At 39.5% G+C, this 12,114-nt stretch carries 12 protein-coding genes; 5 read left to right on the top strand and 7 right to left on the bottom strand.

The window, feature by feature from the left end; all coding sequences use genetic code 11:
- Window positions 1-146 precede the first annotated feature (146 nt).
- Window positions 147-1,295 carry a tRNA preQ1(34) S-adenosylmethionine ribosyltransferase-isomerase QueA gene (gene queA, locus ACKPEB_RS18815; protein ID WP_408966506.1) on the bottom strand — a complete coding sequence of 383 codons (1,149 nt, stop codon included), beginning with the start codon at window positions 1,293-1,295 and terminating at the stop codon, window positions 147-149.
- 392 nt (window positions 1,296-1,687) lie between these two features.
- Here queA and ACKPEB_RS18820 point away from each other — a divergent pair, with 392 nt between their 5' ends.
- Window positions 1,688-2,077 carry a hypothetical protein gene (locus ACKPEB_RS18820; RefSeq protein ID WP_408966507.1) on the top strand — a complete coding sequence of 130 codons (390 nt, stop codon included), beginning with the start codon at window positions 1,688-1,690 and terminating at the stop codon, window positions 2,075-2,077.
- Between the two features lie 10 nt (window positions 2,078-2,087).
- On the opposite strand, the gene ACKPEB_RS18825 is transcribed toward ACKPEB_RS18820, so the two are convergent.
- Complete coding sequence (locus tag ACKPEB_RS18825) at window positions 2,088-2,552, bottom strand: YraN family protein (protein ID WP_408966508.1); 465 nt, start codon at window positions 2,550-2,552, stop codon at window positions 2,088-2,090.
- 92 nt (window positions 2,553-2,644) lie between these two features.
- On the opposite strand from ACKPEB_RS18825, the gene ACKPEB_RS18830 reads away from it, so the two are divergent.
- The 3 genes from ACKPEB_RS18830 to ACKPEB_RS18840 all read left to right on the top strand — a co-directional run bounded on the left by ACKPEB_RS18830 (window position 2,645) and on the right by ACKPEB_RS18840 (window position 6,033).
- Entirely contained in the window at window positions 2,645-3,148 is a 504-nt protein-coding gene (locus tag ACKPEB_RS18830; protein WP_408966509.1) for a pentapeptide repeat-containing protein, read from the top strand.
- Between the two features lie 454 nt (window positions 3,149-3,602).
- A complete protein-coding gene (locus ACKPEB_RS18835; protein WP_408966510.1) occupies window positions 3,603-4,655 on the top strand; it encodes a Fe(3+) ABC transporter substrate-binding protein in 1,053 nt (350 codons plus the stop codon).
- Between the two features lie 193 nt (window positions 4,656-4,848).
- A complete protein-coding gene (locus ACKPEB_RS18840) occupies window positions 4,849-6,033 on the top strand; it encodes a photosynthetic/respiratory NAD(P)H-quinone oxidoreductase subunit H (RefSeq protein WP_408966511.1) in 1,185 nt (394 codons plus the stop codon).
- 129 nt (window positions 6,034-6,162) lie between these two features.
- Here the strand turns inward: ACKPEB_RS18840 and ACKPEB_RS18845 are convergent, their stop codons facing one another.
- From ACKPEB_RS18845 to ACKPEB_RS18860, 4 genes are all read right to left on the bottom strand, one after another.
- Window positions 6,163-7,047 (bottom strand): alpha/beta fold hydrolase, encoded by an 885-nt coding sequence (locus ACKPEB_RS18845; RefSeq protein ID WP_408966512.1) that lies wholly within the window; start codon window positions 7,045-7,047, stop codon window positions 6,163-6,165.
- Window positions 7,048-7,187: 140 nt separating this feature from the next.
- A complete protein-coding gene (locus ACKPEB_RS18850) occupies window positions 7,188-7,406 on the bottom strand; it encodes a hypothetical protein (protein ID WP_408966513.1) in 219 nt (72 codons plus the stop codon).
- A gap of 249 nt (window positions 7,407-7,655) precedes the next feature.
- Window positions 7,656-9,641 carry an FHA domain-containing protein gene (locus tag ACKPEB_RS18855; protein ID WP_408966514.1) on the bottom strand — a complete coding sequence of 662 codons (1,986 nt, stop codon included), beginning with the start codon at window positions 9,639-9,641 and terminating at the stop codon, window positions 7,656-7,658.
- A 32-nt stretch (window positions 9,642-9,673) separates the two neighbouring features.
- Entirely contained in the window at window positions 9,674-10,210 is a 537-nt protein-coding gene (locus ACKPEB_RS18860; RefSeq protein ID WP_408966515.1) for an FHA domain-containing protein, read from the bottom strand.
- Window positions 10,211-10,418: 208 nt separating this feature from the next.
- On the opposite strand from ACKPEB_RS18860, the gene ACKPEB_RS18865 reads away from it, so the two are divergent.
- The gene (locus ACKPEB_RS18865; protein WP_408966516.1) at window positions 10,419-11,306 is read left to right on the top strand and encodes an SDR family oxidoreductase; all 888 of its coding nucleotides are present in this window, start codon (window positions 10,419-10,421) and stop codon (window positions 11,304-11,306) included.
- Between the two features lie 140 nt (window positions 11,307-11,446).
- Here the strand turns inward: ACKPEB_RS18865 and ACKPEB_RS18870 are convergent, their stop codons facing one another.
- Window positions 11,447-12,088, bottom strand: coding sequence for a histidine phosphatase family protein (locus ACKPEB_RS18870; RefSeq protein WP_408966517.1), 642 nt, complete (start codon window positions 12,086-12,088; stop codon window positions 11,447-11,449).
- Between the last annotated feature and the right edge of the window lie 26 nt (window positions 12,089-12,114).

Here is a 12,114-nt window from a genome sequence, read left to right on the forward strand (position 1 = left end):
CAATTATTTAGGAATTATTGCAGGGTCAGGGCTATTATTTGTTATGTTCATTGTTTCAGTTCGTTTGGGGAACGGGAGGATTTATTATGAGTTCCCCCTGTTCTGTTCTGAATTTGATTCCTTGTTCTCCTGACTCCTAGCTCTGGCTATAATACGGCTTCAGGTAAAATTAACATGGCATCTCCAAAGGAATAAAATCGATATTGTCGTCCGAACTCATTGGCAGATTCTTCTAACGCGACTTGATATAAACTCAAGAGTCTCTCTCGTCCAATTAATGCCGAAACTAACATTAATAAACTTGATTTGGGTAAGTGGAAATTGGTGATTAATCCATCAATTACCTGCCATTTATAGCCGGGATAAATATAAAGATTCGTTTTCCCACAATAGCTTTTTAAGGTAGATTTTGGGGAGTTCTCTGGGGAAAGTTCAGGTTGACAAAACCTTTCGTTAGCGGCTCCTTCTAAGGCTCGAACTGCTGTTGTCCCCACCGCAATAATTCTGCCTCCAGAAGCTTTGGTTTTTTCAATTTTGTCAACGGTTTCTTCTGGAACTTCAATCCATTCTCCGTGCATTTGATGTTGGGTAATATTATCCACTTCAACGGGTCGAAAGGTTCCCACTCCCACGTGCAGAGTTAAAAAGGTTTTATCAATTCCTTTTTGTTCTAAACATTGAAACAATTCTTCTGTAAAATGTAAACCCGCAGTTGGTGCAGCCACAGCCCCTGAACGTTCTGCATAGATCGTTTGGTATTGTTCGGGTAACGCTTCTGTTTCTGTGACATAGGGCGGAAACGGAATATTACCAAACTGTTCTAAAAGCGGAATTAAAGACTGTCCTTCAGGAAGTTCAAATTTTAATAACCGTCCTCCAGTTTCAGGATCTGTATCTAATACGGTAGCGCGTAATTTGTGCTCCTGAAAATCCGCTTTTGATATAGAATTAAGTTCAAACTCAATGACAGACCCCGGTTTAAATCGTTTACCGGGTTTGACTAATGCTAACCAACAATGATGCTGTTTTTCCTCTAATAATAGAACTTCGACCACCGCCCCGCTACTTTTGCGCCCATAAAGGCGGGCGGGAAGCACACGGGTATTATTGAGAACTAATAAATCTCCCGGTTGTAAAAATTCAGGTAAATTTTTAAACAGACAATGATGATGAGACCTTGGGGAATCTATCACTAACAAACGAGAATGATCCCTCGGTATCACTGGATTTTGAGCAATGCGTTCCTCTGGAAGTTCATAGTTATAGCTTTCTAACCAATAATCTAACTGATCCATTCTCTGTTAATTATCCTTTACCAATGAATGATTTTAATTAAGTAACTGTTCTAGGAAGAACGAACTGATCTTCGGAGATCCCCACTTAGATCTTAATACGCTCTCTGCTATTCCCTAGTAATTCTTGGCATTGAATTTGGGTAGAATCCCCCATAGGAAATCGGGTGCTTTTCCCCTATCTTATCATTGTTAATCTAGGCAATATATAAATATAGGGTTATGCTGCCTACCAACAAAAAGGTTGCATTATTTTTGGCCTCGCTTTGACCTCCAACTGGGATCAACGGGCTTGAGAAAAGAATCAAAAAGACCGCTCTTATTACTCTTTGTTGCAGGGTTCCGGGCTGGAGTTGAGCAACAAACAGGCGGGACAATCATGCAGGAGATGACTGATGGAATACCTCTACTACCTAGCCAATACAAGCCTCACACTTCGGGTGATCGACTTTTTGCGTTCACATCAATCCCTCCCCGTTCAGTTTATTACAGTGATTCATCAAATTGATGGCTGGATTATTAAGATCAAAATGCGTCAATATCTGACACCTCAAGAACACGGGGATTTTAGAGCATTTATGCACGAGTTGGGTATTCCCTACGAACCCGATATGCGAATTTTAATGGCCCTTTGGGGCTTAGAAACAGGTCAATCCCCCCTCAGTGTGATGCGTCGTTACCAAGTGGCTGTTGTGTCTCATGGGATTCCCAATCGGGAGGACGTTGAATCTTTTAAAACTCAATTTGTCCGAGGATTAGGCTATTGTCCTGAAGCCTTAGCTTGAGATTCAGCTTTTAGCTAAAGGCGGATTCAATATAATCTTGTAATAGAAGTCGGTAGCCGTTTAGGGAGAAAGGTTGACCGACTTTTATAACATTAGGAAACGTGGGAATATCTTCAAACAGGGTAGTTGAGGCGGAATGAGGATAGCGATCGCAACGAACTAAAGCTACATCAAACCGACAAGAATATTGAATAAAATTCGGGTGGTCGCTTAAAAATAATTCCGCCGATTGAATTAATTTTGCTTGTTTACTTAGGGTTATGGCTAATCGTCCGCCCTGATCCCAATTTCTTTGACTGCGAGTTTTAACTTCAACAAAACTTAAGATAGGAAGATCTTTTGATTCCCTCTGCAAAGCAATTAAATCAATTTCTCCATATCGACAATACCATTGATGATGCAAAATTTGCCAACCTTGATTTTCTAACCAATGGCTGACTAATTGTTCCCCTAAAGAACCAATTGCTTTCGACATAGATGGGGGTTATCGGTTGTCCGTCAACATTTTATCCTGTTTCCCTTAGAATATTAAGTTATATTAAGTTTATTTTTGACCCCGGAGAGAATATGAATTGGAGGAGTACCTCACCCTTAAAAACCCTTGGAGTTTTAGTGATCCTGAGTGCTTGGATAGTTCTAACTTGGCTGAAAACGCCATCCGCCTTAGCTGAAAATTATGAGAAGCGCACCTTATTAAATGCCGATTTTTCTGGCCAAGTATTGACGGACTCCGAATTTGACTTTGCCAATTTACGGGGAAGTAACTTTAGCCATACTGATTTACATGGAGTTAGTTTATTTGGAGCTAAACTCCAAGATGTCAATCTCGAAGGTGCGGATCTAAGTAATTCGACCTTGGATATGGCCCGTTTTCGGCGAACCAACCTCAAGAATGCTATCCTTGAAGGAGCTTATGCCTATAACGCTGAATTTGAAGGGGCCATCATTGAAGGGGCCGATTTTACCGATGTGATGTTACGCCGGGATGCTCAACTGACCCTGTGTAAAGTTGCAACGGGAACTAACCCGGTTACAGGACGCAATACCCGCGATACACTTGATTGTGATTAACTTAGATTTTCCTCATATTTCCTGGGGCTGATGTCCCAGTTCATGATCCCTGGTTGTTTTTGGACACTAGGGATATTTTTTGTTTGGGTATATTTGATGATTATTTTCAATAAAATTCGTGTTGAAAGACAAAATATCAAGAAATTACTTCATTAGTAGGGAAGAGGAAACAGGGAAAAGGGAATAGGCAATCTTGCTATAGGCAATAGAAACTGCAATTTCTCTATAGCAAGTCTAAATCGGTTGTCATCACCTCTATGACTCAAACCCTTACCGTAGGGGCAATTCATGAATTGCCCCTACCACAAACCAAATAGGATTGCTTAGGGAATTTTCAAAAATTGCATATCTTACCATAGTTGCTGTGCAAAAACAATTATTGAGAATAACTAGCATTAGTGCTATCCTAACTTCTTGAAAATAACTTGCATTAAAGGAAACGTTGTCTCGATCCATGAAAAACATCACTAGACGTGCATTTCTGACCATTGGAACAGCCTTAGCCGTAGTCGCTGTTGGTGGGATTAGTCCGATGCCACGCAGTCAAGCCAACCCCCAAGTGGTTAACGTTTACTCCGCCCGACATTACGATAGCGATAATCAAATCTATCAAAACTTCACCAAAAAAACAGGAATTAAAGTCAATATTGTTGAAGGAAAAGCGGAGGAATTAGTCGAACGAATTAAAAGTGAAGGTGCTAATAGTCCCGCAGATGTTTTAATTACTGTTGATGCCGGAAACCTTTGGAGATCGCAACAACAGGGAATTTTTCAACCGATTTCTTCCGGTGTTTTAAATCAAGCAATTCCAGCTAATTTCAGAGAACCCAATGGTCATTGGTTCGGTTTTTCTAAACGAGCCAGAGTGATTATTTACAATAAAGCAAAAGTCAATCCGGCTCAACTTTCTACCTATGAAGATTTAAGCAATCCTAAATGGAAAGGAAAAATTATTGTTCGTTCTTCTAATAACATCTATAATCAATCCTTAGTTGCTTCCATGATTGGAGAAAGTGGAACAGCTAATGCTGAAAAATGGGTTAAAGGATTGGTGGCTAATTTTGCTAGACCCCCGGAAGGAAATGATGTGTCTCAAATTAAAGCGGTGGCGGCTGGTGTTGGGCATTTAACTTTAGCTAATACTTATTATTTAGCACGTTTAGCGGGGTCTAAAAAACCGGAAGATCAAGCGATCGCAAGTAAAGTGGGGTTATTTTTTCCTAACCAACGAGCCCAGGGAACCCACACCAATATTAGTGGTGCAGGAGTCGTTAAGAATGCTCCTAATAAAGCTGGAGCGATTAAATTTTTAGAATATTTAGCTAGTCCAGAAGTACAAAAGATTTTTGCTCAAAGTGCTTTTGAATATCCAGTCGTTGCTAATGTTCCGGTCTCCCCAGTTTTGGCAAGTTATGGCACTTTTAAAAGTAATCCCATGAATGTTTCAGCTTATGGGAAATTTAATGCTAATGCGATTCAAATTATGGATCGGGCGGGTTGGAAATAAGATATAGCAATTCGCCCCAAAGTTGTAATATTTTATCGTAGGGGTTGGGTCTCCCAACCCAAGTGCCAAGAGATATTGAGGATTTTCTGTCAAAGCTGCGATCTCAGACCATCCAAGTGTTCCTATAATATTAAACAATTCAAAAAAATCCCAAGAAAGCAATAAATCCGCGTTAGGGAACACAGATAAGATTATGAGCAGAATAGAAACCCGCACAGAACCGATGGTCTTGAACATGGGGCCACACCATCCCTCCATGCACGGGGTCTTGCGGTTAATTGTGACCCTGGATGGGGAAGATGTGGTGGACTGTGAACCCGTCATTGGCTATCTGCATCGCGGTATGGAAAAAATCGCCGAAAATCGTACCGTTGTCATGTACGTTCCCTATGTTAGTCGTTGGGACTATGCGGCGGGAATGTTCAATGAAGCGGTGACGGTGAATGCGCCCGAACAATTAGCGGGAGTGAAGGTTCCCAAACGCGCCCAATATATTCGCGTGATTATGCTGGAACTCAACCGCATCGCTAATCACCTATTATGGCTTGGCCCGTTCTTGGCTGACGTCGGTGCTCAAACCCCATTCTTCTATATTTTCCGCGAACGAGAATTAATTTATGACCTCTGGGAAGCCGCGACGGGATACCGGATGGTGAATAATAACTATTTCCGCATTGGGGGTGTAGCTGCCGATTTACCTTATGGTTGGGTAGATAAATGTCGAGATTTCTGTGATTATTTTGGCCCCAAAATTGATGAATATGAACGGTTAATTACGAATAACCCGATTTTCCGACGTCGAATTGAAGGGTTAGGGGTAATTACCCGTGAACAGGCGATTAACTGGGGGTTATCTGGCCCGATGTTACGCGCTTCTGGGGTGAAGTGGGATTTACGCAAAGTTGACCACTATGAATGTTATGACGAGTTAGACTGGGATGTTCACTGGGAAACGGCCGGAGACTGTTTAGCGCGTTATTTAGTACGGATTCGGGAAATGCGGGAATCGGTTAAAATCCTGTATCAAGCCTTAGATGCTTTACCCGGTGGCCCCTACGAGAATTTAGAAGCAAAACGGATGATGGAGGGGCCGAAATCTGAATGGAATGCCTTTGATTATCAATTTATTGGTAAGAAAATTGCCCCCACCTTCAAAATTCCTAAAGGGGAACATTATGTGCGGATTGAAAGCGGTAAAGGGGAATTAGGCATTTATATCATTGGGGATGATAATGTGTTTCCTTGGCGCTTCAAAATTCGGGCGGCGGACTTCTGTAACTTACAAATTCTCTCAGAATTAGTTCGAGGAGAAAAAGTGGCGGATGTGGTAGCGATTCTCGGCAGTATCGATATTATTATGGGTTCTGTTGACCGTTAGAATAGTCATTTAAAAACCTGGTTTCTTGAAGAAACCGGGTTTTTAGATTGCCGTTTTATTACCCTGAATTGCAGTTGATATATAGCGCTACGCATTGCAGTTAAGCTGTTCCCTGTTCCCTGTTTCCTATTATTTGACAAATTCTAAAATATGTTGGGCTGTGATTTGCGGTTGTTCTAAATGGGGAACATGACCGGAATTTTTAATCCAAATTAGTTTGGAATTAAAAATGGCTTTTTCAAATTTGTAAGCATCTTGAGTTCCTAATATTTTATCATGATCTCCCCATAAAATCAAGGTTTTTTGTTGAATTTGATCAAGTTGATTGCCAAATTTTCCATATCCTCCCGTTTTACTAAACCGAATTAACGCTTGATTCCAGCCGATGGCTTCTAAATGTAAGGCGGCACAACGTTGAGCATCTAAAGAGGCAAAGGTTTTATCAAAATAAGCACTTTCACTAATGGCTTGACGAACTTTAGGATTCCGTAAAAATTCTGTTGCTAAATAATCAAAAGGAGGTAATAAAAATTTACCCATCACTGGCCCCGGTTTCATACCAGCACTATCTAATAAAACAATCGATTTCACCGCATTAGGATAGCGGAGGGTAAAATCTAAAGCAACTGCACCCCCCATTGATGCGCCGACTAATATTACAGGTTGATCAATTAAAGTTTTCCAAAATGAATATAAATGGGTGGCAATTTCCGAGCGATTAAACATCAATTCTCCGCCACGTTCTGTAAATCCAAATCCTAAAAGATCCATCGCCCAGGTTTCATTTTCTGTGGCTAATAAGGGTAATAATCGTCGATATTCAAAGGAAGAACTATCAAAGCCATGAATTAATAAAATCGGTGTTCCTCCTGTTCCTTGACGAATATAAACGGTTTGAATGGGTTCATCTCGTAGGGGGGTTGAAATGGCTTGATATTGGAGATTTTGAGCAAAGGCGATGGATGTCGATTCTGTTAACTGCTGTACAGATGCAGGTAGAAAACTCGGAAACATATTCAGCCGCAATGATGATCTCTTTAATTTTACCCAGGTTGTTAGCAGTCCTTTGCTTTGGGTTGCCTGTGAAAAATCAGAAGCCTGTTTTGAGGGTGTCGAGTTCACAAAACAGGCTGCTATTTGAGATGTGAGGTAATTTACGCAACTGTAGAAAATTCATTGACGATTTCGATTTTTCCCCGAAGCAGTGCTCGCAACATCCGATCAATACATCTGCGGTCTTCTTCTGATAAAGATTCATCTAAAATGGCGGCCATCAAGCCGTAGCGGTCAGCTTGGGTTAAGCAATGGGTGTGAGAGGTGGCTGCGACCATTTCGAGAATTGCGCCGGGTAAAAGATTAAGGTTAGGTATCATGGTTAGGAATTGAACTCGACATCTTTATCATCTCTTGTTTGTCAAGTTGGAGTAGTGATTGATAGATATTAAGATCGGTGATATTTCCGAAACTATATTGTGATCTCTGTCATATTGAGCCATTGGGACTGTCCTCTATCTGGAGATAGAGATTATATTGGGTTTTTCGCTGATTTATTAAGTTTTATTAATAAGACTAGGGGGTTATACCCCTTATTAATCTAAACTAACAACATTAGTCCTATTTTTTTAGTTTGGCGGTTGATTATTAACCCATTTAATCCATTGCCAAAATGATCGCCATCCAGTTAATTTGCGTAACCCTGGGGCGGAAATCGAAGTTAAATTTTCAACGGAAACTAATGCCGCATATTGTAATCCTAAAAAACTATCAACGGCTGCATAGGGCCCTCCTAACGTGATCGTACCGGAAGCATACATTCGACCGCCAAAAATATCCCCAGGAACGTTAGAATTCCGCATTTCAACTAATTCAAAATCATTCGCTACACTCAAACGTCCCAAGGCATTTAAAGTTAAATTATAATGGGTGACTAAATCATTTAATAGGGGATTCGTATTAACTTTTGCATCTAATCCGGTTGCATCAATAATAAAATCGGCTTCTAACTGAAGATTAGCCTTTAATTCCTGTTCTCGAATCGTTGTTAAAGTGCGATTGTTCGGGGTAGGTTCGACTCGTTCAACGGTTCCAAACATAATGCGATACCAGCCTTGGCTAAGTCCTTGATTAACAATATTTCGCCAGTCTTTACGGTTAGCTGTAGTCGTTCCTCCCCATTGGTCTAATAGTTTTAACCGTTCTTGAGGGTTAGCGGCTTCTAATTGTTGGCGTAAATCCCCACCCCAACAAGCTTTTGGCCAGTTAAAGGGTTGAAATTCAAAATGATTTTCAACGGTTCTTCTTGCTTTTTTAAATTGATTTCCTTGCGCTTTTGGCGATCGCATTAAATGTAAAATTTGGATTTGAGAATGTTTCTGTCTCGCTTCATACAATCGTTGTAAAATTCGGGAAGCGACAATTCCTCGACCTCGGATAATAATCGTTCCTCCTGATTGTTCTAATTTATCATAAATATGTTGATGATTTTCATAGGCATTCACAACGGTTTTAAAATCTTTTGTTTGTTCTCGATACTGTTGTAAATCGGGGAGAAATTGAATCGCCGGATATCCGGTAGCAATTTGAACATATTGGGCAATAATAAAGCCATGATCTCGGCGGTTTTCTGTCGAGCGAGAATAGGCGATCGCATAGCGTCCATCAGTGGTTTTACGAATACTTTTAACTCGTCCATATCGATAAATTTTTGACCATTGAATGCGATTCATTTCTCGATCAATGGAATTAAATACATTACCGGAACGGGGAGTATAAGTTTCAGCAAAGGTGGGTTCTGCAAACACTTGCCACAAAAGTTTTAATCCTGTTAAAAATTGCCCTTGTTTTGCTTCTGTATAAGCTTCTCTGAGAGCATAACTCGGCCATCCCCAGATATTATCAGGACAGGAATCTGAGTTAGAACGTAAGCGTTCATGGGGAGGAATTTGGGAATTTAAACACAATTGTTGATAACGAGTATAGGGTTTATTTTCCATTCCTAATGCGATAATTTGATCAGCTTTAACCCCAGAAATTCTTAACACATCAACCCAAATAAAACTGCCTAATCCTGCCCCAATGGTTAGATAAGTAATTTGATCAATGGGTAATCCTGTGGCTTGTAATTGTTGCAGAGAAACTTGCCCAGATTCTAAGAAAAATTGAGGCGGAAAAATAGCTGGAGTTGTTGGGAAATTGCTCGAAGGTGAGACAGAAGCAGTCGGTAATTGTGTTGGTGGATTAACAGCCGTTGGCGGAAGGTTTTGTGAGGGATTTGTTAAGGTATTAGTAACGAAAGAAATGGTAATATTATAATGAGCAATTTGTAAACAATCTCCTTCTTCAAGAAAGCATCGAGTTTGAGCGATTCCATTCACTAAAATTCCATTTTTGCTTTCCGTATCAGTTAATATTAACTGTCCGTTTTCCCAAGTCATTAACCCATGAAAACGGGAGACTCTTTCTCCTTCTAAAACGAGCCGAGAAACCCGTTCTCCATTAACTGTAGAAGGCATTCGTTCAAAAACTCGTCCTAATGCAATGGGAGGTGTTAAAATAGGGGTTCGCCATTCTCCGGTTTCTAAGTTTTGCCAACTCAGTCGAATTTGCATTTTTTTGTTAGTTTTAATTTCGAGGTTATAAGTTAAGATTCGGTGGATAAAATCACACTAACTGCTGCTGCTAATGACGTTCCGCACCAAGGACACCCTGAATTTAATTGTTGATAAGAGGAAACGTGCTTGCATTTAGGACACTGTAAACCATATTGTACAGGATTTGGATTAACGATGGGTTTTTGGGAAAGTTCATTAGGTAAAAATAACAGAGTTGGTGCTATTAATAAAGATGTTAAATCAATCGCGATCACTTCAAGTTTTTGTTCTCCTAATTGTAGATGACTTCCAACCCTTAATGAAATTTCACCCTTAATTAACCGTTGATGATTAATTAGGGGAGGATTCGTTTCTCGTAAGTTTCTGACATAGAATTTATGTTCAGCTTGATGAAAGAAAATTTCAATATGTAGTCCCGATACCGTTGGATGAGATAATACAAGATCACAGCGCATTGGATCTCGTCCGATACGGATGGTTCCCGAATGTTTTGTGGGGTATTGATCATTGAGAGTTTGAGTGCGGGACTGACCTGCTTCTGTCCACGCGAGTGTCAGTTCGTTCATGGAGATTAATGATTAAAATAACAATTTCTATTTCAGTTGACTAAATGCCATTTCAGGTGATCCTTGATGTTCGATTTTATCCGATTTTTCAAGATTTACTGATTTTGTTCACAAAAAATAATATAAAATTAGAAAGAGTCAGCATTTTAATTTTTGGGTTAACAAAAGGTAAACAGCAGACTTTCCTAAATTTGAGATTATCTTATTGATGATGAATAAACTATTAATTACAGGCGCAAGTGGTTTTCTAGGATGGCATCTTTGTCAGGTTGCTCAAACTCAATGGCAAGTTTATGGAATTAGCAATTCTAAAAAAAATGACATTAAAAATATTAATATTATTCAATTAAATTTAACGGATTTTAAGGCACTAAAAACTTTATTTAAAGACATTAAACCCGATGCTTTGATTCATGCTGCGGCGCAATCTCAACCGAATTTTTGTCAACAATATCCTGAAATATCCTATCAAATTAATGTAGGAGTTTCCCTAGAAATTGCTAATCTTTGTGCTGAGTTGAATATTCCTTGTGTTTTTACGTCAACCGACTTAGTTTTTAATGGGTTAAATGCACCCTACAGCGAGACTGATCCTGTCTGTCCGATAAGTTATTATGGGGAACAAAAAGTATTAGCAGAACAGGGAATGTTAGAACGTTATCCTCAAACTATCATTTGTAGAATGCCTTTAATGTTTGGCAGTGTTCCCGATCATGCAACCAGTTTTATTCAACCGTTTATTGAAACTTTAAAACAAGGAAAAGAGCTAAGTTTATTTATCGATGAATTTAGAACCCCTGTTAGTGGAAATAGTGCAGCTAAGGGATTATTATTAGCTTTAGAAACAACTCAAGGAATTCTCCATTTAGGCGGGAGAGAACGCCTTTCCCGTTATGAATTCGGCAAAATTATGGCAGAGGTTTTAAATCTTCCTTCCCATTTAATTAAATCTTGTTCTCAAGGAGATATAAAAATGTCTGCTCCTCGTCCTCCTGATGTTTCTTTAGATAGTTCTAAAGCGTTTAATTTAGGATATCAACCCTTATTGGTTCGAGAAGCATTACAGAGGATAGAGAAACAGAATAACAAGAGGTAAATCCCTGAAATTTTAATAGCTGAATTCCATTAAAGAATGTGAAACTGAGAACTATAGAAAAGTTTAGGAGCACCCGTTAGGGTTAGAGTCAGAATTGTCACCTATCCCCTAAGAACAGAGGAGTTAAGGGGAAAGTTAGATCAATTAAACCGAATCACTGTTTGAGCTTGAGTGAGATGGGAGGTATCACCGTTGAGTTGTAGTACCCAATTTTCTCCTTCTTGAACCAATTTCATCAAAGAACATAACGAGGGTTTAATCTCGGTTTCTTTTAAACTAGGTATTAATCCTAGGGTAGTTCCTAATACTGAAGCACTATGTCCAACCAATAATAAATGATCTTGGGGAAAGGTATTAACTAAACGTTTGGCGGTGTTGGAAGTTCGTTCTAAACAATCGTTCCAAGTTTCAGGATAACGGGGAATACCAATCGGATGAGATAAATCAATACGAGGGAATTCTTGTGCTAAAATTTCTGGAGGTAAGGTTTCAGGAAAACTCATCCAGTCAGGATTTAACCATTCTCCTAATCCCCAATCTAATTTAATCGATAAATCTAAACATTCAGCCACAGCATTCGCTGTTTGTACGGTTCTTAAAAACGGAGAAGTAATAATTTGAGTAATTCCTTCTCCCATTAAACGATGTGCTAATTGTTGGGCTTGAATTTGACCATCATCGGATAGATGGGGATCATAACGTCTTTCTGCGGTATTAAACCAAGCTGGATTAACAAAATCAATGCGATTTCCATGTCGTGCAATCCAAATTGTTTGAGTCATAAGTTGAGTTTTAATTTTAAGCGGTA

Source organism: Planktothrix sp., from assembly GCF_046067725.1.
Classification (GTDB): domain Bacteria; phylum Cyanobacteriota; class Cyanobacteriia; order Cyanobacteriales; family Microcoleaceae; genus Planktothrix.

Excerpts from the sequence above, each read along its gene's own strand:
- ACKPEB_RS18845 (WP_408966512.1), bottom strand. The coding sequence starts at position 7,047 with ATGTTTCCGAGTTTTCTACCTGCATCTGTACAGCAGTTAACAGAATCG.
- ACKPEB_RS18840 (WP_408966511.1), top strand. The coding sequence starts at position 4,849 with ATGAGCAGAATAGAAACCCGCACAGAACCGATGGTCTTGAACATGGGG.
- ACKPEB_RS18850 (WP_408966513.1), bottom strand. The coding sequence starts at position 7,406 with ATGATACCTAACCTTAATCTTTTACCCGGCGCAATTCTCGAAATGGTC.
- ACKPEB_RS18855 (WP_408966514.1), bottom strand. The coding sequence starts at position 9,641 with ATGCAAATTCGACTGAGTTGGCAAAACTTAGAAACCGGAGAATGGCGA.
- queA (WP_408966506.1), bottom strand. The coding sequence starts at position 1,295 with ATGGATCAGTTAGATTATTGGTTAGAAAGCTATAACTATGAACTTCCA.
- ACKPEB_RS18830 (WP_408966509.1), top strand. The coding sequence starts at position 2,645 with ATGAATTGGAGGAGTACCTCACCCTTAAAAACCCTTGGAGTTTTAGTG.
- ACKPEB_RS18835 (WP_408966510.1), top strand. The coding sequence starts at position 3,603 with ATGAAAAACATCACTAGACGTGCATTTCTGACCATTGGAACAGCCTTA.
- ACKPEB_RS18820 (WP_408966507.1), top strand. The coding sequence starts at position 1,688 with ATGGAATACCTCTACTACCTAGCCAATACAAGCCTCACACTTCGGGTG.
- ACKPEB_RS18870 (WP_408966517.1), bottom strand. The coding sequence starts at position 12,088 with ATGACTCAAACAATTTGGATTGCACGACATGGAAATCGCATTGATTTT.
- ACKPEB_RS18825 (WP_408966508.1), bottom strand. The coding sequence starts at position 2,552 with ATGTCGAAAGCAATTGGTTCTTTAGGGGAACAATTAGTCAGCCATTGG.
- ACKPEB_RS18865 (WP_408966516.1), top strand. The coding sequence starts at position 10,419 with ATGATGAATAAACTATTAATTACAGGCGCAAGTGGTTTTCTAGGATGG.
- ACKPEB_RS18860 (WP_408966515.1), bottom strand. The coding sequence starts at position 10,210 with ATGAACGAACTGACACTCGCGTGGACAGAAGCAGGTCAGTCCCGCACT.